At 35.3% G+C, this 21,669-nt stretch carries 17 protein-coding genes, 1 pseudogene and 1 other annotated feature; all 18 genes and pseudogenes read left to right on the top strand.

All coding sequences use genetic code 11. The features are described 5' to 3' along the window. The first annotated feature begins 16 nt into the window (after positions 1 to 16). The 18 genes and pseudogenes from HT678_RS05190 (at position 17) to HT678_RS05275 (ending at position 21,054) form a co-directional block, all read left to right on the top strand. Positions 17 to 472, top strand: coding sequence for a DUF3290 family protein (locus HT678_RS05190; protein WP_000675346.1), 456 nt, complete (start codon positions 17 to 19; stop codon positions 470 to 472). Further along, positions 469 to 1,100: pseudogene (locus HT678_RS05195) on the top strand (DUF421 domain-containing protein). Before HT678_RS05190 ends, HT678_RS05195 begins: the two are co-directional and overlap by 4 nt. A gap of 54 nt (positions 1,101 to 1,154) precedes the next feature. Continuing rightward, positions 1,155 to 2,900, top strand: coding sequence for an ABC transporter transmembrane domain-containing protein (locus HT678_RS05200; RefSeq protein ID WP_000022577.1), 1,746 nt, complete (start codon positions 1,155 to 1,157; stop codon positions 2,898 to 2,900). After that, the gene (locus HT678_RS05205; protein WP_001180122.1) at positions 2,890 to 4,632 is read left to right on the top strand and encodes an ABC transporter ATP-binding protein; all 1,743 of its coding nucleotides are present in this window, start codon (positions 2,890 to 2,892) and stop codon (positions 4,630 to 4,632) included. The genes HT678_RS05200 and HT678_RS05205 overlap by 11 nt, the downstream gene beginning before the upstream one ends. Positions 4,633 to 4,815: 183 nt before the next feature. Further along, a complete protein-coding gene (locus tag HT678_RS05210) occupies positions 4,816 to 5,508 on the top strand; it encodes a sugar transferase (RefSeq protein ID WP_000922216.1) in 693 nt (230 codons plus the stop codon). A gap of 42 nt (positions 5,509 to 5,550) precedes the next feature. Then, positions 5,551 to 6,777, top strand: a complete 1,227-nt coding sequence (locus HT678_RS05215) for a DegT/DnrJ/EryC1/StrS aminotransferase family protein (RefSeq protein ID WP_084675178.1) — start codon at positions 5,551 to 5,553, stop codon at positions 6,775 to 6,777. Between the two features lie 1,163 nt (positions 6,778 to 7,940). Next, positions 7,941 to 10,097, top strand: coding sequence for a multi-ligand-binding adhesin PfbA (gene pfbA / locus HT678_RS05220; RefSeq protein WP_172922062.1), 2,157 nt, complete (start codon positions 7,941 to 7,943; stop codon positions 10,095 to 10,097). Then, positions 10,081 to 10,827 carry a protein phosphatase 2C domain-containing protein gene (locus HT678_RS05225; RefSeq protein ID WP_084675176.1) on the top strand — a complete coding sequence of 249 codons (747 nt, stop codon included), beginning with the start codon at positions 10,081 to 10,083 and terminating at the stop codon, positions 10,825 to 10,827. Before pfbA ends, HT678_RS05225 begins: the two co-directional genes overlap by 17 nt. Positions 10,828 to 10,884: 57 nt before the next feature. Beyond that, positions 10,885 to 11,526 (top strand): phosphate uptake regulator PhoU, encoded by a 642-nt coding sequence (locus tag HT678_RS05230; RefSeq protein WP_084675175.1) that lies wholly within the window; start codon positions 10,885 to 10,887, stop codon positions 11,524 to 11,526. A 12-nt stretch (positions 11,527 to 11,538) separates the two neighbouring features. Further along, positions 11,539 to 13,014 (top strand): UDP-glucose--hexose-1-phosphate uridylyltransferase, encoded by a 1,476-nt coding sequence (gene galT / locus HT678_RS05235; protein WP_172922061.1) that lies wholly within the window; start codon positions 11,539 to 11,541, stop codon positions 13,012 to 13,014. 12 nt (positions 13,015 to 13,026) lie between these two features. Continuing rightward, positions 13,027 to 14,037 (top strand): UDP-glucose 4-epimerase GalE, encoded by a 1,011-nt coding sequence (galE, locus tag HT678_RS05240; RefSeq protein ID WP_000996560.1) that lies wholly within the window; start codon positions 13,027 to 13,029, stop codon positions 14,035 to 14,037. A gap of 163 nt (positions 14,038 to 14,200) precedes the next feature. Then, entirely contained in the window at positions 14,201 to 14,860 is a 660-nt protein-coding gene (locus tag HT678_RS05245) for a DUF1868 domain-containing protein (protein ID WP_000793811.1), read from the top strand. Positions 14,861 to 14,884: 24 nt separating this feature from the next. Continuing rightward, positions 14,885 to 15,952, top strand: a complete 1,068-nt coding sequence (locus HT678_RS05250; RefSeq protein WP_000738377.1) for an extracellular solute-binding protein — start codon at positions 14,885 to 14,887, stop codon at positions 15,950 to 15,952. A 102-nt stretch (positions 15,953 to 16,054) separates the two neighbouring features. Then, positions 16,055 to 17,065: an ABC transporter ATP-binding protein gene (locus HT678_RS05255; RefSeq protein ID WP_050207478.1), complete on the top strand. Its 1,011-nt coding sequence runs from the start codon at positions 16,055 to 16,057 to the stop codon at positions 17,063 to 17,065. 11 nt (positions 17,066 to 17,076) lie between these two features. Then, positions 17,077 to 18,768: an iron ABC transporter permease gene (locus HT678_RS05260; RefSeq protein ID WP_001216175.1), complete on the top strand. Its 1,692-nt coding sequence runs from the start codon at positions 17,077 to 17,079 to the stop codon at positions 18,766 to 18,768. Between the two features lie 2 nt (positions 18,769 to 18,770). Continuing rightward, complete coding sequence (locus HT678_RS05265; protein ID WP_000127549.1) at positions 18,771 to 19,481, top strand: MgtC/SapB family protein; 711 nt, start codon at positions 18,771 to 18,773, stop codon at positions 19,479 to 19,481. 95 nt (positions 19,482 to 19,576) lie between these two features. Continuing rightward, positions 19,577 to 19,945, top strand: a complete 369-nt coding sequence (locus HT678_RS05270) for a hypothetical protein (protein WP_000656297.1) — start codon at positions 19,577 to 19,579, stop codon at positions 19,943 to 19,945. 107 nt (positions 19,946 to 20,052) lie between these two features. Beyond that, positions 20,053 to 21,054 (top strand): LacI family DNA-binding transcriptional regulator, encoded by a 1,002-nt coding sequence (locus HT678_RS05275; protein ID WP_000789951.1) that lies wholly within the window; start codon positions 20,053 to 20,055, stop codon positions 21,052 to 21,054. Between the two features lie 211 nt (positions 21,055 to 21,265). Beyond that, positions 21,266 to 21,496, top strand: a binding site (T-box leader). The last annotated feature ends 173 nt before the right edge of the window (positions 21,497 to 21,669 follow it).

The following is a 21,669-nucleotide window of genomic DNA, read 5'->3' on the forward strand; positions in this document are numbered from 1 at the left end:
AAAGGCGTGAAAATAAATGAAATTTTACTCATATGAATATGTTCTTAGCCAAATCAGTCAGCAAAATGGAATCATGATTGGCTTTGGGATTATTCTCCTAGCTATCACAGGTTTTTTTGCTTTTAAAGCTTATCGAGATAAAAAGGGGACTAAGTTTCGGGAATTGGTCATGATTTTAGCCTTGACTTTAGTAGCCATGCTTTTGGTGACAATTTCAAAATACCAGACCAATCAAGCCTCTAACAACCAATTTCAAACTTCACTTCATTTTATAGAGGTCGTTTCCAAAGACTTGGGAGTGGATAAATCAGAAGTTTACGTAAATACTTCAGTTACCACTGATGGAGCGCTTGTCAAGGTAGGTTCAAATGTCTATCGTGCTATGAACGGGAGCGAATTAGACAAGTATCTTTTAAAGAAATTAGAATTGCATCAAACAGACGTTATTGAATTGGTGAAGGTAAACAAGTGACACTCAACTGTATGGAAATTGTAATCGAACTGGCCTTGGGGCTCTTCTCACTTGTTTTGTTATCAATGTGACAGGAAAGGGGAACTTAGCACCTAACTCTGCGACAGATTAAATTCAGAATTATGTTCTCTGTGCTATCATTGGTGGTGTGATTTACAATAGTTCTATCAGCATTTTGCAGTACGAGGTGATTTTACTGATGTGGACTATTTTGGTTTTGACCCTCAAGTGGCTTCATAATATTCGTTTTGTGAAATGTTTGATTGATGGTAAGCCAACTCTCCTCATCAAACATGAGAAGATTGACCTAGAAGCCTGTCGTTCGGTTGATTTGTTTGGGGTGGATGTAACCCTCAAACTTCGTAGCCAAGGGATTTTCCAGATGAAGCAAGTTGAACGAGCTGTGCAGGAGCAAAATGACCAACTCATCGTGGTCCAAATGGGAGATGAAAATCCTAAGTATCTAATTGTGACTGATGGTGTTATCCAAGTAGAAGTCTTGGAATCGCTTGGCTGTAGCGAAGAGTGGTTGATTGATAATCTCGGCAAACAAGGGCATGACAATGTAGCCAATATCTTTATCGCTGAGTATGACAAAGGTGACGTTACAGTTGTAACCTATGAATAAGAAAAACCTGGGGTCGGAGTCTCAGGTTTCCATTTGGAACTAGAAAGGAATTTTATGTCCATTATTCAAAAACTCTGGTGGTTTTTTAAGCTAGAAAAACGCCGTTATCTAGTCGGAATTGTGGCCTTGGTCTTGGTTTCTGTCCTTAACCTCATTCCCCCAATGGTCATGGGGCGGATCATTGATGCTATCACATCGGGGCAATTAATTCAGAATGAACTACTTATTTACCTATTTTACTTGCTTCTTGCGGCCTTTGGTATGTACTATCTGCGCTATGTTTGGCGTATGTATATTCTTGGGACATCCTACCGTCTGGGGCAGATTATGAGGTCTCGCTTGTTTGAGCATTTTACAAAGATGTCTCCAGCCTTTTATCAAACCTATCGGACGGGGGACTTGATGGCACACGCAACCAATGATATCAATTCTTTGACGAGTCTTGCAGGTGGTGGTGTTATATCTGCGGTGGATGCCTCTATTACAGCTTTAGTGACTTTGCTGACCATGCTCTTTAGCATTTCCTGGCAGATGACTCTAGTTGCAATTTTACCCCTGCCTTTTATGGCATATGCGACCAGTCGTTTGGGAAGAAAGACTCATAAGGTCTTTGGAGAGTCACAGGATGCCTTTTCTGAACTCAATAACAAGGTTCAGGAGTCTGTATCAGGTATCAAAGTGACCAAGTCTTTTGGTTATCAGGCAGATGAGCTGGAGTCCTTTCAGGCAGTCAATGAATTAACCTTCCAAAAGAATCTCCAAACCATGAAATACGATAGACTCTTTGACCCAATGGTTTTCTTGTTTGTTGGATTATCCTATGTTTTAACACTCTTAGTCGGCTCTTTGATGGTTCGGGAGGGGCAGATTACAGTTGGAAATTTGGTCACTTTTATTAGTTATTTGGATATGATGGTCTGGCCTCTCATGGCTATTGGTTTCCTCTTTAATATCACTCAGCGAGGAAAGGTTTCTTACCAGCGGATTGAGAATCTTTTGTCTCAGGAATCATCTGTAAAAGACTCCGAGTTTCCTCTGGATGGTATTGAAAACGGGCGCTTGGAGTATGCTATTGATAACTTTGCTTTTGAAAACGAGGAAACGCTAATGGATATTCACTTTAGTTTGGAAAAAGGGCAAACTCTGGGCTTGGTTGGGCAGACAGGCTCTGGGAAAACATCCTTGATTAAACTCCTCTTGCGTGAGTACGATGTGGATAAGGGAGCTATTTATCTAAATGGTCACGATATTCGCGATTATCGTTTGACAGACCTTCGTAGTCTTATGGGCTACGTCCCTCAGGACCAGTTCCTCTTTGCGACTTCGATTTTAGACAATATTCGCTTTGGCAATCCTAACTTGCCCATTTCAGCGGTCGAGGAAGCGACTAAGCTAGCTCAAGTTTACCAAGACATTGTAGCCATGTCACAGGGATTTGATACGTTGATTGGTGAAAAGGGAGTCAGTCTTTCTGGTGGGCAAAAGCAGCGTCTGGCTATGAGTCGGGCTATGATTTTAGACCCTGATATCTTGATTTTGGATGATTCTTTGTCGGCCGTGGATGCCAAGACAGAGTATGCGATTATCGACAACCTTAAGGAGACGCGAAAGGACAAGACAACCATTATTACGGCTCATCGCCTCAGTGCAGTTGTCCATGCAGATTTGATTTTAGTCCTGCAAAATGGTCAAATCATCGAACGAGGCAGGCACGAAGACTTGCTAGCTTTGGATGGCTGGTATGCCCAAACCTACCAGTCTCAGCAGCTGGAAATGAAGGGAGAAGAAGATGCAGAATAAACAAGAACAATGGGCTGTATTGAAGCGCTTGATATCTTATCTCAAGCCTTATGGTCTTCTGACCTTTTTGGCACTCAGCTTTCTCCTAGCGACTACGGTCATTAAAAGTGTCATTCCCCTTGTGGCTTCCCACTTTATCGACCAGTATCTCAGCAATCTCAATCAACTCGCTGTGACAGTGTTGCTGGCCTACTATGGTCTCTATATCCTGCAAACTCTGGTTCAGTATGTCGGAAATCTTCTCTTTGTACGGGTGTCTTACAGTATTGTGAGGGATATTCGTCGCGATGCCTTTGCCAATATGGAGAAGCTAGGCATGTCTTATTTTGACAAGACGCCAGCAGGCTCTATCGTCTCTCGTTTGACTAATGATACCGAGACAATCAGTGATATGTTTTCGGGGATTTTATCCAGTTTTATCTCAGCAATTTTTATCTTTTTGACAACCCTTTATACCATGTTGGTGTTGGATTTTCGTTTGACAGCATTAGTCCTGCTCTTTCTCCCTTTGATTTTCCTTTTGGTCAATCTCTATCGTAAAAAATCAGTCAAGATTATCGAGAAAACCAGAAGTCTCTTGTCAGATATCAATAGTAAGCTGGTAGAAAATATCGAAGGAATTAGGATTATCCAGGTCTTTAATCAAGAAAAGCGCCAGCAGGCAGAATTTGATGAGATTAACCAAGAACACTTGGTCTATGCCAACCGCTCTGTAGCCTTTGATGCCCTCTTGTTGCGCCCTGCTATGAGTTTGTTGAAACTCCTAGGTTATACTGTCTTAATGGCCTATTTTGGCTACCGTGGTCTTTCTATCGGGATAACGGTCGGGACTATGTATGCTTTTATCCAGTACATCAATCGTCTCTTTGATCCTCTGATTGAAGTAACGCAAAACTTTTCAACCCTGCAAACGTCTATGGTGTCTGCAGGCCGTGTCTTTGCCTTGATTGACGAGGCAACCTATGAGCCTCTTCAAGAAAATAGTCAGGTTGAGGTTGAAGAAGGCAATATTCGTTTTGAACATGTGTGTTTCTCATATGATGGCAAACATCCTATTCTGGATGATATTTCTTTTTCGGTCAACAAGGGTGAAACCATTGCCTTTGTAGGTCATACAGGTTCGGGGAAATCTTCGATTATAAATGTTCTCATGCGCTTTTATGAATTCCAGTCAGGGAGAGTTCTCTTGGATGATGTGGATATCAGGGATTTCAGTCAAGAAGAGCTGAGAAAAAACATCGGTTTGGTCTTGCAGGAACCCTTTCTCTATCATGGAACTATTAAGTCCAATATCGCCATGTACCAAGAAATCAGTGATGATCAGGTTCAGGCTGCGGCAGCCTTTGTGGATGCAGATTCCTTTATTCAAGAACTTCCTAAGGGGTACGACTCCCCTGTGTCTGAGCGTGGATCGAGTTTTTCAACTGGTCAGCGACAGCTTCTTGCCTTTGCCAGAACAGTTGCCAGCCAGCCTAAAATCCTGATTTTGGATGAAGCGACCGCCAATATTGACTCTGAAACAGAAAGCTTGGTTCAAGCTTCTCTGGCGAAGATGAGACAGGGCCGAACAACTATTGCTATCGCTCACCGCCTTTCTACTATTCAAGACGCCAACTGCATCTATGTTTTGGACAAGGGGCGCATTATTGAGAGTGGAACACATGAGGAACTCTTGGCCTTGGGAGGGACCTATCACAAGATGTATAGCTTGCAGGCAGGAGCTATGTCTTAATATTTTTTGAAAATCTCTTAAAACCAGGTCAGCTTTATCTGCAACCTAAAAGCTGTACTTTGATTTTCATTGAGTACCAGAAGGAAATCTTTCAAATTACAGATTTCTTTCACCGCCTTTTCCATTTTGTGGTATAATGAAAAATGTTGACAAATAGTATAATAAAAACAAAGGAGAAACAGCATGCTGAAATGGGAAGACTTGCCCGTGGAAATGAAATCAAGCGAGGTTGAGTCTTACTACCAGCTTGTCTCTAAAAGGAAGAGTTCGCTGATTTTCAAGCGTTGCTTGGATTGGGTTCTAGCCTTGGTAGTACTGGTTCTGACCTCACCCATCTTTCTCATCTTGAGCATTTGGATCAAGTTGGATAGCAAGGGGCCAGTGATTTACAAGCAAGAGCGCGTGACCCAGTACAATCGACCTTTCAAGATTTGGAAGTTCCGTACCATGGTGACGGATGCGGATAAAAAAGGGAGCCTGGTGACTTCTGCTAACGATAGCCGCATTACCAAGGTTGGTAATTTCATCCGCCGTGTGCGTTTGGATGAACTTCCTCAGTTGGTCAATGTCCTGAAAGGCGAAATGTCCTTTGTCGGTACACGACCTGAAGTGCCTCGTTACACAGAGCGGTATAGCCCTGAAATGATGGCGACCTTGCTCTTACCAGCAGGGATTACCTCTCCAACCAGCATCAACTACAAGGATGAGGACACTATCATCAGTCAAATGACGGAGAAAGGTCTGTCGGTTGACCAAGCCTATGTCGAACACGTCCTTCCTGAAAAGATGCGCTATAACCTCGTCTATCTCCGAGAGTTTAGTTTCCTTGGAGACATCAAAATCATGTTTCAAACCGTATTTGAGGTACTAAAATAAAGTAGTCATAAGAGAATGAGTACAGATAAAAGGAGCAAATCAATGCCAAATTACAATATTCCATTTTCACCACCCGATATTACGGAATCAGAAATTGCTGAAGTAGCGGATACCCTTCGTTCTGGTTGGATTACAACAGGTCCTAAGACCAAAGAACTGGAGCGTCGCTTGTCCCAATACACACAGACGCCTAAGACTGTCTGCCTTAACTCTGCGACAGCCGCTCTGGAGTTAATTTTGCGTGTGCTTGAAGTTGGGCCTGGTGATGAAGTCATCGTTCCAGCCATGACCTATACAGCTTCATGTAGTGTCATCACGCACGTAGGAGCGACCCCTGTCATGGTAGATATCCAAGCAGATACGTTTGAAATGGACTATGACTTGCTGGAGCAAGCTATCACTGAGAAAACTAAGGTGATTATCCCAGTAGAGCTCGCAGGGATTGTTTGCGATTATGACCGTTTGTTCCAAGTCGTGGAGAAAAAACGTGACTTCTTTACCGCTTCAAGCAAGTGGCAAAAGGCCTTTAACCGTATTGTCATTGTCTCTGATAGTGCCCACGCTTTGGGATCTACTTATAAAGGACAACCTTCTGGTTCTATCGCTGACTTTACTTCCTTCTCATTCCATGCCGTTAAGAACTTTACAACGGCAGAAGGTGGAAGTGCGACTTGGAAAGCCAATCCAGTGATTGATGACGAAGAGATGTACAAGGAATTCCAAATCCTTTCCCTTCACGGGCAAACTAAGGATGCTCTTGCCAAGATGCAATTGGGGTCATGGGAATACGATATCGTTACACCAGCCTATAAGTGCAACATGACCGATATCATGGCTTCACTTGGTTTGGTACAATTGGACCGCTATCCAAGTTTGTTGCAACGCCGTAAGGACATTGTGGACCGCTATGATAGTGGTTTTGCAGGTTCTCGCATCCATCCTTTGGCACACAAGACTGAAACTGTCGAATCTTCACGCCACCTCTACATCACCCGTGTAGAAGGAGCAAGCCTAGAAGAACGCAACCTCATCATCCAAGAATTGGCTAAAGCAGGAATTGCAAGTAATGTTCACTACAAACCGCTTCCTCTCTTGACAGCCTATAAGAATCTTGGATTTGATATGACGAACTATCCTAAGGCCTATGCCTTCTTTGAGAATGAAATTACCCTCCCTCTTCATACTAAATTAAGCGATGAAGAAGTAGACTATATCATTGAGACTTTCAAAACAGTTTCTGAAAAAGTACTAACTTTATCAAAAAAATGACAAACTACAGACAAGCGAAAGTGATCCTGTCCTTAAAAAGTCTAATTGAGTGTAAAAACTGTTGTTTTCAATTGATAATAGTTTACACCTGTAGTTGAGGCTCCTTTCTCCTCAGAGAGAGAATTTTTATAGGATTTTCCTTTCTTGTGGGAGTCCCGTGGTTTGAAATAAGATGTGAGCAATTTGGTGTAGCATTTAGAATCCTTACTAGACATCATTTAGAAAATCTAGTGTCTTGTTCTAGTTTTCAATTCACCCTATTTTTTGAAAGACGTGAGTTTCCATGAGTGAGATTGTGGAAACTCGCGTCTTTTTTTGTTTTCAGAATATTGTTCAAAGTTTTGTGCCTGTCTTTCATGTTCTAGTCATTCTTTTGCATGATAGAATTTATAGCGTTTTGATATTATAATAATACAAATATCCCATATGTTTAGTGAAGCTTGCTATACATCATTAGATCTCCTGCGAGACAATCTATAAAACACTTGTCTACGATTACCTATATACCCTATTCCAGTATTTTAGAAGCACTGCATCTATTTTTATCGAGGTTAAATCTAGCTTTTATAGAAGGTCTATTTAAGAAATATATTGTAGTGTTTTAGTTTCAATCCGCCATATGAGCGATATTCAGGTAAATATCCCTGGCGAATGCTTGTATGACAAGGTATTTGTTCTTTCATTTATAATTTACAACATATCAATAAATTTAAATATAGTAAATGGGATATTTTATATTCAAGCTAAGAAAGATAGCATCATTTTTAAATGGAAGGCTAAAGAGCAAACTAGGAAGTTGGCCATAGATAGCTCAAAACCCTGCTTTGAGGTTGTAGATATAGTAAAATGAAATAAGAATAGGACAAATCAATCGGGATAGTCAAATCGATTTCTAACAATGTTTTAGAAGTAGAGGTGTACTATTCTAGTTTCAATCTACTATAGAACTGACCAAGTCAGTAACCTAGACTTAGGGCAAGGCGGCACTGACCTAGTTTGAAGAGATTTCCGAAGAGTATAAATTTTAATATTTTCTTGTGTTATTCCTTGACAATTCAATTTGGAAAATATATGATAAAGATAATGACAGCGGTGTCATTCTATCTATTTTAAGAAAAGTAATAATCAATTGTTAAAAAATAGTAAAAAAATTGGAGGTTCTGATGAAATATTTTGTTCCTAATGAGGTATTCAGTATTCGTAAATTAAAGGTGGGGACTTGCTCGGTACTATTGGCAATTTCAATTTTGGGAAGCCAAGGTATTTTATCGGATGAAGTTGTTACTAGTTCTTCACCGATGGCTACAAAAGAGTCTTCTAATGCAATTACTAATGATTTAGATAATTCACCAACTGTTAATCAGAATCGTTCTGCTGAAATGATTGCCTCTAATTCAACCACTAATGGTTTAGATAATTCGTTAAGTGTTAATAGTATCAGCTCTAATGGTACTATTCGTTCTAATTCACAATTAGACAACAGAACAGTTGAATCTACAGTAACATCTACTAATGAAAATAAGAGTTATAAGGAAGATGTTATAAGTGACAGAATTATCAAAAAAGAATTTGAAGATACTGCTTTAAGTGTAAAAGATTATGGAGCAATAGGTGACGGAGTTAATGATGATCGTCAAGCAATTCAAGATACAATAGATGCTGCAGCTAAAGGACTAGGTGGAGGAAATGTATATTTTCCTGAAGGAACTTATTTAGTAAAAGAAATTGTTTTTTTAAAAAGTCATACACACTTAGAATTGAATGAGAAAGCTACAATTCTAAATGGTATAAATATTAAGAATCACCCTTCCATTGTTTTTATGACAGGTTTATTTACGGATGATGGTGCGCAAGTAGAATGGAGCCCAACAGAAGATATTAGTTATTCTGGTGGTACTATTGATATGAACGGTGCTTTGAATGAAGAAGGAACTAAAGCAAAAAATCTACCACTTATAAATTCTTCAGGTGCATTTGCTATTGGGAATTCAAATAACGTAACTATAAAAAATGTAACATTCAAGGATAGTTATCAAGGGCATGCTATTCAAATTGCAGGTTCGAAAAATGTATTAGTTGATAATTCTCGTTTTCTTGGGCAAGCCTTACCCAAAACGATGAAGGATGGGCAAATCATAAGTAAGGAGAGCATTCAGATTGAACCATTAACTAGAAAAGGTTTTCCTTATGCCTTGAATGATGATGGGAAAAAATCTGAAAATGTGACTATTCAAAATTCCTATTTTGGCAAAAGTGATAAATCTGGAGAATTAGTAACAGCAATTGGCACACACTATCAAACATTGTCGACACAGAACCCCTCTAATATTAAAATTTTAAATAATCATTTTGATAACATGATGTATGCAGGTGTACGTTTTACAGGATTCACTGATGTATTAATCAAAGGAAATCGCTTTGATAAGAAAGTTAAAGGAGAGAGTGTACATTATCGAGAAAGCGGAGCAGCTTTAGTAAATGCTTATAGCTATAAAAACACTAAAGACCTATTAGATTTAAATAAACAGGTGGTTATCGCCGAAAATATATTTAATATTGCCGATCCTAAAACAAAAGCGATACGAGTTGCAAAAGATAGTGCAGAATATTTAGGAAAAGTATCAGATATTACTGTAACAAAAAATGTAATTAATAATAATTCTAAGGAAACAGAACAACCAAATATTGAATTATTACGAGTTAGTGATAATTTAGTAGTCTCAGAGAATAGTATATTCGGTGGTAAAGAAGGAATTGTTATTGAGGATTCAAAGGGTAAAATAACCGTTTTAAATAACCAATTTTATAATTTATCCGGTAAGTATATATCATTCATCAAATCTAATGCAAATGAGAAAGAACCTGTTATACGTGATAGCGATGGTAATTTCAATATTGTAACGGAGAATGGGCTTTATAAAATTGTAACAAATAACTTAAGTGATAAAAACGAAAAAGAAAAAAACAAAGAGGAAAAATTTAAAACAAGTTCATATGTGCATGAAAAACAATCTAATTCAAATAATGTAATTGATAGTAACCAGAAGAAAGGAGAGTTTAACTCAAGTAAAGATAATAGACAAATTAATGACAAGATCGACAATAAACAAGATAATAAGACAGAAGAAGTAAACTATAAAATAGTTGGAGATGGCAGAGAAACTGAAAATCATATTAATAAATCTAAAGAAATAGTAGATGTAAAACAAAAATTACCAAAGACTGGTTCGAACAAGATTATGGAACTATTCTTAACAGTGACAGGAATTGGTTTACTTTTGACACTAAAAGGGTTGAAGTATTATGGTAAAGATAAATAAAATTTGTTCGATACAAGGAAGTTCTGTAGAAAATGAGGATACTGTAGGTTCACAAAATCAGTATTTTTGGATTATCGATGGAGCTACAGATTTATATAATTCTAAAGAGGAGATAGGTTATTCAGTCTCAGAAGTTGTACATATTTTATCAGAAAGTTTGTCGGTTAATTGTAAAGAATCAAAAACTCTTAAACAAATATTTGAAACTGCTTTACTAGAGGTTAAAGATGAAATCGGTTTAAACTCATATGAATTAACAGAGTATTATCGCTTACCAACATTTGCTTTTATATTTGCTAAACTTTCAGAAAAAAAGTTGGAGTATATGATGCTAGGTGACTGCGTCATGTTAGTAAACGAAATGGAAATAACTGATCATAGAGTAGATAACTTATTTGAAAAAGGAAAAAATGAGATAAAAGATTCAATTGGTACAAATAGTGCTTTAAATAAAAAAATTATTTTACAAAAAATCAGAAAATTATCTAATCAACCGAGTGGGTACTGGATAGGTTCGTTGGATGAGAGATTTTTAGACCATGCTATTATTAATCAAATAGATGTTACTAGTGAACAAATTGTTTTAATGAGCGATGGCTTTTATGAATTCTATCAAAATAATCAAAATAAGACTTTTGAAGAGTTAATTAAGATGAGATTTAATTCTTCTGCTATTGATCCAATCTATGGAAAGAAGGATGATGCAAGTATTCTAGTTATTGATGTTTGATATATTGTTTAAAATATTAATTGTTACTATTGAACTTTGTTAAGAAGAGGTACCTAAATGTTAAGGTTATATTTAGAAAATGAAATTATAGAATTATCAAATAATTTAGAGACTATTTGGGTATCTGTGCTTGATAAATACGAGAAGTTATTTGAATATTTATCAAATGAAGAACGAGTAGAATTGATTAAAGAAGATTTAATCATAAATGAGTCAGTTCTAAATATTGATAAAAAAGGATTTGAGTTAATTTGTTTACAACATCCTGTTTCATATGACTTAAGAAGAATTATTAGTGTAATAAAAATATCAACTGACATTGAACGTATTGGGGATAGAATTGTTGAAATTTTAAAAAATCTACAGATTATTCAAAATAATGAAAATTTGAAGAAAATTATTTCAGAAATAAAAATACTTCATGAAGTTATCGGACTGCATATGAATAGGGCTATATCTTGTTATAGAGAGGAACAATCTGGATGTTTAGATATGGTTGTTATACAAAAACAGAATGAGATAGAAGAGCTTAGTATAAATATTGAAAAGAAAATAATGAATTACATATTTGAAGATGATGGGAACGTTTCTGAAGTAATTGGTGCTTTAGATATTATTCATCACCTTGATAAAATTGCTCATACTACGCAAGCAATTTATAAATGGATAATGTATAGAAAATATGGGAACATAAATTAGAAAGAAAAATATATGAAAACAATTATTGATAATTTTGTTGATAGAGTAATTGAATACGGAATGTATAATGAAATTGACAAAATATATGTGAAAAATAGAGTACTAGCGTTAATAGGTGAGGAGGGAACTGATCGTATTTCCGATGAAAATGACCTGAAACAAATAAAAGATTGCTTAGTGGAAATCGCCTTAAAAAACGGTAAAATTAAAGATTTAATTGAGGAAAAGGAATGTTTAGGAGCAGAGTTAATGAATTTCATAGTTCCTTTACCTAGTCGATTAAATGATATTTTTTGGAGTTCATATGATATATCACCTCAAGAAGCAGTTGAAGAATTTTATAAGTTAAGTAAAGATAGTGATTATATTAAAACTTCTGCTATTGCTAAGAATATTGAGTTTAGAGCATCAACTAAATATGGAGAGCTAGAGATTACGATAAATTTGTCAAAACCCGAAAAAGATCCAAAAACAATTGCTGCTGAAAAATTAGTAAAAGCAACTAATTATCCCAAATGTTTACTATGTATGGAAAATGAAGGATATCAGGGGCGAATAAATTATCCAGCACGTTCGAATCATAGAATTATTCGGTTGAAACTTGGTGACGAAGTATGGGGATTCCAGTATTCTCCCTACTCATACTTTAATGAGCATGCGATATTTTTAAATAGTCAACATGTACCAATGGCTATTACCTCTAAAACATTTGAACAATTATTGGAGATTGTTGATATTTTGCCAGGATATTTTGCTGGTTCAAATTCTGATCTTCCTATCTCAGGAGGCTCCATTCTTAGTCATAACCACTACCAGGGAGGGAAACATATTTTCCCAATGGAAAAAGCAAAATTTGAGAGTGAATTTCGTTTTAAAGACTTTGAGGATATTAATGCTGGTATTGTAAAATGGCCAATGTCAGTAATTAGGTTACAAAGTGAAAATAAAAATCGCTTGTTAGATTTAGCTACTAAAATTCTAAATAAGTGGAGAGAATATTCAGATTTAGAAGTAGACATCATTGCTATGACTGAAGATGTCCCACACCATACGGTGACTCCTATTGCTCGTAAAGTGGACGGGAGATATGAATTAGATATTGTTCTAAGAGATAATCATACTACTGAACAATACCCAGATGGTGTTTTCCATCCTCATCAAGATGTACAACATATTAAAAAGGAAAATATCGGATTAATCGAAGTGATGGGACTTGCGATATTACCACCTCGTTTGAAACCAGAGTTAGAAGAAGTTGGAAAATATCTTTTAGGAGAGGAAAACGCAATTGCGGATTATCATTTAGAATGGGCCGACCAATTGAAAGAAAAATATCCTAACATTAAAAAAGAAGAGGTTAATAGCGTAGTTCAACACGAAGTAGGACAAGCATTTGCGAGAGTCCTAGAAGATGCAGGTGTTTATAAGAATACTTCATCTGGACATGAAGCGTTTATGAGATTTGTTAAGTCGGTTGGAATTAATTAGGAGGAAACCCAAATGGCAATATTGGTAACAGGCGGAGCTGGTTATATTGGTAGCCATACCGTAGTAGAATTACTAAATTTAGGAAAGGAAGTTATCATTGTCGACAACCTTTCGAATTCTAGCATCTTGGTGCTAGACCGTATTGAAGCAATTACAGGAATACGTCCTGTGTTTTACGAATTAGATGTTTGTGATAAACAAGCATTGAGAAAGGTATTTGAACAAGAATCGATTGATGCTGCAATTCATTTTGCAGGTTATAAAGCTGTCGGAGAATCCGTGCAAAAGCCTGTGATGTACTACAAAAATAATATTATGAGTACATTGGCACTTGTTGAAGTGATGTCAGAATTTAATGTTAAAAAGATTGTCTTTTCTTCAAGCGCGACTGTATATGGAATTAACAATCAGTCACCTCTAATTGAGACGATGCAAACAAGTGCGACAAATCCTTATGGGTATACGAAAGTGATGCTTGAGCAAATTTTAAAAGATGTTCATGTGGCAGATTCAGAATGGAGTATTGCGTTGCTTCGTTATTTCAATCCAATTGGTGCTCATGAGTCTGGGCTTATTGGGGAAGATCCCTCAGGAATTCCTAACAACTTGATGCCTTATATTGCACAAGTAGCGGTAGGTAAGCTGTCAGAGCTAAGTGTGTTCGGAAATGATTATGATACGCTTGATGGTACTGGTGTGCGTGATTATATCCATGTAGTAGATTTAGCAATAGGACATATAAAAGCTTTAGAAAAAGTATCTGAAAAAACAGATGTTTATATCTATAACCTAGGCTCGGGAGAAGGCACTAGTGTATTACAACTTGTAAATACATTTGAAAGTGTTAATAAGATCCCTATTCCTTATAAAATAGTTCCAAGACGTTCAGGAGACGTTGCAACTTGTTATGCAAATGCAGACAAAGCATATAAGGAATTAAATTGGAGAACAACAAAATCGATTGAAGACATGTGTAGAGATACATGGAATTGGCAATCAAAAAATCCCAATGGCTATAATTGATGATACTGTCTATATGAGTGCTGTATTTTGGAAAAATTACTTAACCTTTTAATGAAAGATAAATTAAAAAAATGTTTGACAGCGCTTGACAAAGGAAACGGTTTCATTGTATAATGTAAACATGATGACACCGATGTCAAATATAAAAAAAGAAGGTCTTTATATGAAAAACTTAACAAAAATTAAGTTCAAAGAGAATGGGGAATTTAATCATTTCCCTGGGAATACAGTTGTAGCAAATCTTTATACTAAACAAGATTTGATGGAAGTTGTTGATATTATTCAATCACGTTATAGAGAATTACCATTTATCGATAAGTTTACTTTAACTCCAAGGAATTCTATTCACATGACTGTAATTGAATTGTTGTGCCATGAAAATCGTGAAACGGAGTTTTGGAGCAGTAATCTTCCTCTAGATACACCTTTACAGGAAATACATGATTACTTTGCTAAACAACTTGAAATTTTTCCATTGTTGGATGAAGAAATTCATATGCGTGTAACTGAAATGGGAAAACAAAACATACTAGTTGAACCTGCAGATGAAGCTTCTGCAAAGAGATTAGAAGAAATTCGTACTTATGTCTCAGAAAAAGCAGGTGTTCGTTTCCCTAATCATGATAGATATCAATTCCATATTTCAATTGGGTATCTTCGGATTCCTCTAACCGAAGAGGAGGAAGAAGAGTTTACTAAAGTCAGAGCAGAATTAACTGAAATTTTATTAGAGAAGATTCCAACTATTACTGTAAACCGTATTGACTATACTGTATTTGAAGATATGAGACAATTTGTTCCATATCACGAAAAATTTAAATAAAATAATAAAAAAGGAGAACTTATCATGAAAAAAATGAAAGTTTGGTCTACTGTACTTGCAACGGGAGTTGCTCTTACTACACTTGCTGCTTGCTCTGGAGGTTCAAATTCTACGACTGCTTCTTCATCTGAAGAAAAAGCTGATAAAAGTCAAGAACTAGTAATCTATTCGAACTCAGTCTCAAATGGTCGTGGTGATTGGTTAACTGCTAAAGCAAAAGAAGCTGGTTTTAATATCAAAATGGTTGATATCCCTGGCGCTCAATTAGCAGACCGTGTTATTGCTGAGAAGAATAATGCAGTTGCAGATATGGTATTTGGAATTGGTGCTGTTGATTCAAATAAAATTAGAGATCAAAAATTACTAGTACAGTACAAGCCTAAATGGTTAGATAAAATTGATCAATCTTTATCAGATAAAGATAATTATTATAATCCTGTGATTGTTCAACCATTAGTTTTAATTGGGGCGCCTGATGTAAAAGAAATGCCTAAAGATTGGACTGAATTAGGTAGTAAGTATAAAGGTAAATATTCAATTTCTGGTCTTCAAGGTGGTACAGGACGTGCAATTCTAGCAAGTATCTTAGTTCGATACCTTGATGATAAAGGTGAATTAGGTGTTTCCGAAAAAGGTTGGGAAGTAGCAAAAGAATATTTGAAAAATGCATACACTCTTCAAAAGGGAGAAAGTTCAATTGTTAAGATGTTAGACAAAGAAGATCCAATACAATATGGAATGATGTGGGGTTCTGGTGCATTAGTTGGACAAAAAGAACAAAATGTTGTTTTCAAAGTTATGACTCCTGAGATCGGTGTACCATTTGTAACTGAACAAACTATGGTTTTAAGCACTAGTAAAAAACAAGCGTTAGCTAAAGAATTTATTGATTGGTTTGGTCAATCAGAAATTCAAGTAGAATATAGTAAGAACTTTGGATCTATTCCTGCAAATAAAGATGCCCTCAAAGATCTACCAGAAGATACTAAGAAATTTGTTGATCAAGTGAAACCACAAAATATTGACTGGGAAGCTGTTGGAAAGCATTTGGATGAATGGGTAGAAAAAGCTGAATTAGAATACGTACAATAAGAAATAAGAGTTAATTTTTATGTCCAAGTCTCTCTATTATTTCTAAATTTATGGAAGAAATAAAGAGAGGCTTTTGGTTTAGTAATAGAGGGAGTTAGTGAGATGATTAAATTTGATAATATTCAAATTAAATATGGTGATTTTGTTGCAATTGATAATCTGAATTTAGATATACATGAAGGGGAATTTTTTACATTTCTTGGGCCTTCAGGATGTGGTAAATCAACTACTTTGAGAGCTTTGGTAGGTTTTCTAAATCCATCATCAGGAAGTATTGAAGTTAATGGAACAGATGTCACTCATTTGGAACCTGAAAAGCGTGGAATTGGTATTGTATTTCAATCTTATGCGCTATTTCCAACTATGACTGTTTTTGATAATATTGCATTTGGTTTAAAAGTTAAGAAGGTAGCTCCAGATGTTATTAAAGCTAAAGTATCAGCAGTAGCAGCAAAAATTAAGATCTCTGATCAACAGTTACAGCGTAATGTATCAGAATTATCTGGGGGTCAACAACAAAGGGTAGCATTGGCTCGTGCTCTGGTTCTTGAACCTAAAATTCTTTGTCTAGATGAACCATTGTCAAACCTTGACGCAAAATTACGTGTAGATTTGAGAAAAGAGTTGAAAAGACTTCAAAAAGAGTTAGGTATTACTACTTTATATGTTACTCATGATCAAGAGGAAGCCTTGACTTTATCTGATAGAATTGCAGTCTTTAACAATGGATACATCGAACAGGTCGGTACACCAGTAGAAATTTATCATAATTCTCAAACTGAATTTGTATGTGATTTTATTGGAGATATTAATGTTTTGACCGATGAAACAGTCCACGAAGTATTATTGAAAAATACAAGCGTTTTCTTAGAAGATAAAAAAGGATACATTCGATTAGAGAAAGTTCGATTCAATCGTGAAACTGAACAAGATTTCACTCTAAAAGGGACAATTATTGATGTTGAGTTTTCTGGAGTTACAATTCACTATACAATAAAAGTTTCTGAAAGTCAGATTCTTAATGTAACAAGTATTGATAGTCAGGCTGCTATTAGATCTGTCGGAGAAAGTGTGGAATTATTTATCACTCCATCAGACGTTCTGCAATTTTAAGGAGGTGCAGTATGCGTCATAAATTAAATTTAAAAGATTGGCTTATTCGTTTAGGGTTAATCTGGTTCTTAGTAACATTTATTATTTATCCAAACTTTGATCTAGTAGTGAATGTATTTGTAAAAGGAGGAGAATTTTCCCTTGATGCTGTACATCGTGTTCTAAAATCTCAGAGGGCACTTCAGAGTATTATGAACAGTTTTAAGTTAGCATTTTCACTCATTATTACAGTTAATGTCGTAGGTATTCTTTGTGTTCTATTTACAGAGTACTTTGATATTAAAGGTGCTAAAATTTTAAAATTAGGTTATATGACCTCTTTAATTTATGGAGGAGTGGTTTTAGCGACTGGATATAAATTTGTCTATGGTCCTTATGGATTGATTACAAAATTTTTACAAAATATTATCCCTTCTTTAGACCCTAACTGGTTTATTGGGTATGGTGCAGTCTTATTCATTATGACATTTTCAGGAACGGCTAATCATACATTGTTTTTAACAAATACAATTCGAAGCGTTGACTATCACACTATTGAGGCTGCTCGAAATATGGGAGCAAAACCATTTACTGTTTTCCGAAAAGTAGTGTTACCAACCTTAATTCCAACTCTATTTGCACTTACTATTATGGTTTTTCTTAGTGGTTTATCTGCAGTAGCAGCACCCATGATTGTTGGTGGTAAAGAATTTCAAACTATAAATCCAATGATTATTACATTTGCAGGGATGGGGAATTCTCGTGATTTAGCTGCCTTACTTGCAATTATTTTAGGTATTGCAACTACAATTTTGCTTACTATCATGAATAAGATAGAAAAAGGTGGAAATTATATTTCTATCTCTAAGACTAAAGCGCCTCTTAAAAAACAAAAAATTGCGTCTAAGCCTTGGAATATCATTGCTCACATTGTAGCATATGGATTGTTCACAGTTTTCATGCTTCCACTAATTTTTATAGTATTATACTCATTTACAGATCCAGTTGCAATTCAAACAGGTAACTTAACATTATCAAACTTTACTTTAGAAAATTATCGCTTATTCTTTAGTAATAGTGCGGCATTCTCTCCATTCTTGGTCAGCTTTATTTATTCTATTATTGCTGCGACAACAGCAACAATTCTCGCAGTTGTATTTGCTCGTGTTGTCAGAAAACATAAATCTCGTTTTGATTTCTTATTTGAATATGGTGCTCTACTTCCTTGGTTACTACCAAGTACACTTTTAGCAGTAAGTTTATTATTTACTTTTAATCAGCCACAATTTCTTGTCTTGAATCAGATTTTGGTAGGTAGTTTGGTAATTCTACTTATTGCATATATAGTTGTAAAAATCCCATTTTCTTATAGAATGGTACGTGCTATTTTATTTAGTGTTGATGATGAGATGGAAGATGCAGCAAGAAGTATGGGTGCTTCACCTTTTTATACTATGATGAAGGTTATCATTCCATTTATTTTACCGGTTGTTCTCTCTGTTATTGCTTTAAACTTTAACTCTTTATTAACTGACTTCGACTTATCTGTATTCCTTTACCATCCCCTAGCTCAACCATTAGGTATTACGATTCGATCTGCAGGTGATGAAACAGCAACATCTAATGCACAAGCTCTGGTATTTGTTTATACAATTGTTCTGATGATTGTTTCTGGAACTGTATTATACTTCACACAAAGACCGGGGCGTAAAGTAAGGAAATAATCATGACAGCCACTAGTCTTGGGTTATCACATATTGAAATAGTTGTCAGGATTGTTTTATCAGTAGTTATTGGTGGTGTAATTGGTTTAGAGAGAGGAAGTAAATCTCAACCAGCAGGTATTCGTACACATAGTATTGTTTGTCTGGCTGCATGTTTAATTATGATGACGAATGAATACGTATCTTATAAATTTGGTACAGGAGATCCTACACGCTTAGGTGCGCAGGTTATATCAGGTGTTGGTTTTCTTGGGGCTGGAACAATACTTATTACAGATAAAAAGAAAATAACTGGTTTAACAACTGCAGCAGGCATTTGGGCTTCGGCAGGAATTGGATTAGCTATTGGAGTAGGTTTTTATGAGGGAGCTCTTTTAGTAGCCATTTCTGTTTGGGGTGTGATATCCATGTTCCAACCACTAAAAAAATATCTACGAAATCGTTCTAAAATGATTGAATTGTATATAGTGGTTAAATCTACAGAAGCCTATAATCGTGTATTGGTTTATTGTGCAGAAAATGGTATCAGAATGACCGATTCAAGAACAGCGTTTGGAGATGTTAATTCTGACAGAATTGAATACTTTGATGTTCCAGACAAAAAAATAGCGTCATTTATTACTCTGGAATTATCAGGTAGATTTGAACATCTTCGTTTGATGGAAGAAATTGCTAATATTGTAGGTGTTATTTATGTCGAAGAAATTAGCTGAAATTTAGTAAACAAAGGGACAGATGTTTTTGTCCTTTTGTTTTTTAGATGTTTTAATCATCTAATTTTTGAGTAGATTTTTGCTCAGAGGTTTTTATGAAAGATTATAAAATCAATTTTGATTTAGGTAAAATAGAATATTTTGATAATAATTGTTTGATACAAGTATACAAATTTATTTCTTTTTATGATATTTATGAAATGGTGTTTGCCTTTCATTTATCTCCTGATGAGTTGATAACAAATGTTATCTTTAAAGAAAAAATTAACTCTATGTTAAAATGTTACATTGACAGGCTATTATATTTTTTTATAAATCCTACACATTTTACTGAAAAAGTTAATCTACAATTTTATGGTAGTTTTTTCTCATATGAATTTATTTGTCGTGAAGTTGGAAACATTCTTAAAAATAAAGGTGTGAAATGCAATTTAAACTTTTTTGAAGGGGAAGAATATTTGTAAAATTAATTTTGTGAATTTGTGGATCTTAAATAATTTACTAAATTCTCTTGTTAAAAAAAATTAAATATTGTATAGTAATATTAGAATGTTCGTAATGGAGGACTGAAATGAAAAATATAAATGGGAAAAAAGTAACTATTTATGACATTGCACGTTTATCAGGTTTTTCTCCAAAAACAGTTTCACGAGTTATTAATGGTGGAGTAAATGTTAAAGAAGAAACTTATCAAGCGATTCAAAAAGTTATAGAGGAATTGTCGTATATTCCAAATGCGTATGCAAAAAATTTAACTAAAAAAGAAGCTATAAATATATTGATTTCTGTAAAAAAAATCGACTCTTTTCCTTTAATTTGGTTTCAAACTTTATTAGATAAAGTTTTACAAACTTGTAAAGAGTATGGTGTTAATGCTATAGTTGAGTACTTTGGAGAGGAGGATACAATTAGTAATTCAATTATATCAAGCACAGGTAGCCTAGTAGATGGTGTTATTGTTTTTTATGAAAGTGTAGATGATATCAGAATTCAGTATTTAAAGAAGAACCATATGCCTTTTCTTGTTTTCGGTGAATCTCAAACGTCTGGAGTAGTCTATGTATCTAATAATAATTTTCAAGCTACTTATGATATGATGAAAGCTGTAACTGAAGAAAAATTTAAAAATATGTGGTTGCTTATGGGAGGAGAATCTCATGTTAATAAGGATCGTGAAAGAGGTGTGCGTTCTTTTCTGAATGATAAAAATTACTTTATGGATTTAAAAGTCATTTATGGCTTATCTACAATTGATTCAGTTTATTCTTATGCAATGCAGCACTTGACTACCCAAAATGATCCGGACATTATTTTTGTTTCAGGAGATGAAAAGGTTCAGGGCTTGATTCGTGCGTGCTATGAGAAAGGAATTCTTATTCCAGATGATATTTCTATCATTGGATTTGATAATATTCCTATTTCTCAGTATTATACTCCAGCTTTGTCTACAATTGCTCCCAATTATGTTAAATTGGCTAAAGAAATGATAGAAGGTGTTTTAGCAATTATTAAAGGGGAAAGTGTCACATCTGTTGAAGTTTCTCCTAAATTTGTTAGGAGACAGAGTTTCTAGTATTGTTTAATTCTTGAAAATCCTAGTGGAAAAGATGGAGTGTTCTAAAATAAGTTCTGTTTAGCCTCCATTCAGTTTCTATTGAGTTGGATCCAATTTCTAACAAGTGGGACATGTTCATGTTCGATCTAAGGAAGACATGGTCACATTCGAATGATATTTTCAAAAAAATCGTAAAAAAGTCTTGACAAAGAAAAAACAAAGTATTAAAATAAGTTCAACAAATCAGAAAAGTAACTATTTTTGATCTTCAGGGAGCCTGTGGTGATTGTGAATAGGTGGTTGGAAGTAGTGAAAGTGGGCTGATTTAAAAAATGAATTTGAAACAATGAAAATTCGGTGCGCACACCTTACAGTGCAGCTTGTTGTTAGACAAGGCAGAGATGTAAAGGAGATAGTTCCTTTATAATTGAGGTGGCACCGCGTTACCAACGCCCTCACATGGAAGTAGATTCCGTGTGTGGGCTTTTTTCTATCCGTCATTTTGTTTATCTTTTATTAGGGCCTTAAGTCGCTTTGATGAACTTGAGTTTTATCTACAGCTCCTTGCCTGTTACTAAAAATAAACAAAAAGCTGAATTAATATGGAAAAAGCTAGTAATACTCAATGAAAAT

The organism is Streptococcus sp. 3167, from assembly GCF_013277175.1.
Classification (GTDB): Bacteria; Bacillota; Bacilli; order Lactobacillales; family Streptococcaceae; genus Streptococcus; species Streptococcus pseudopneumoniae.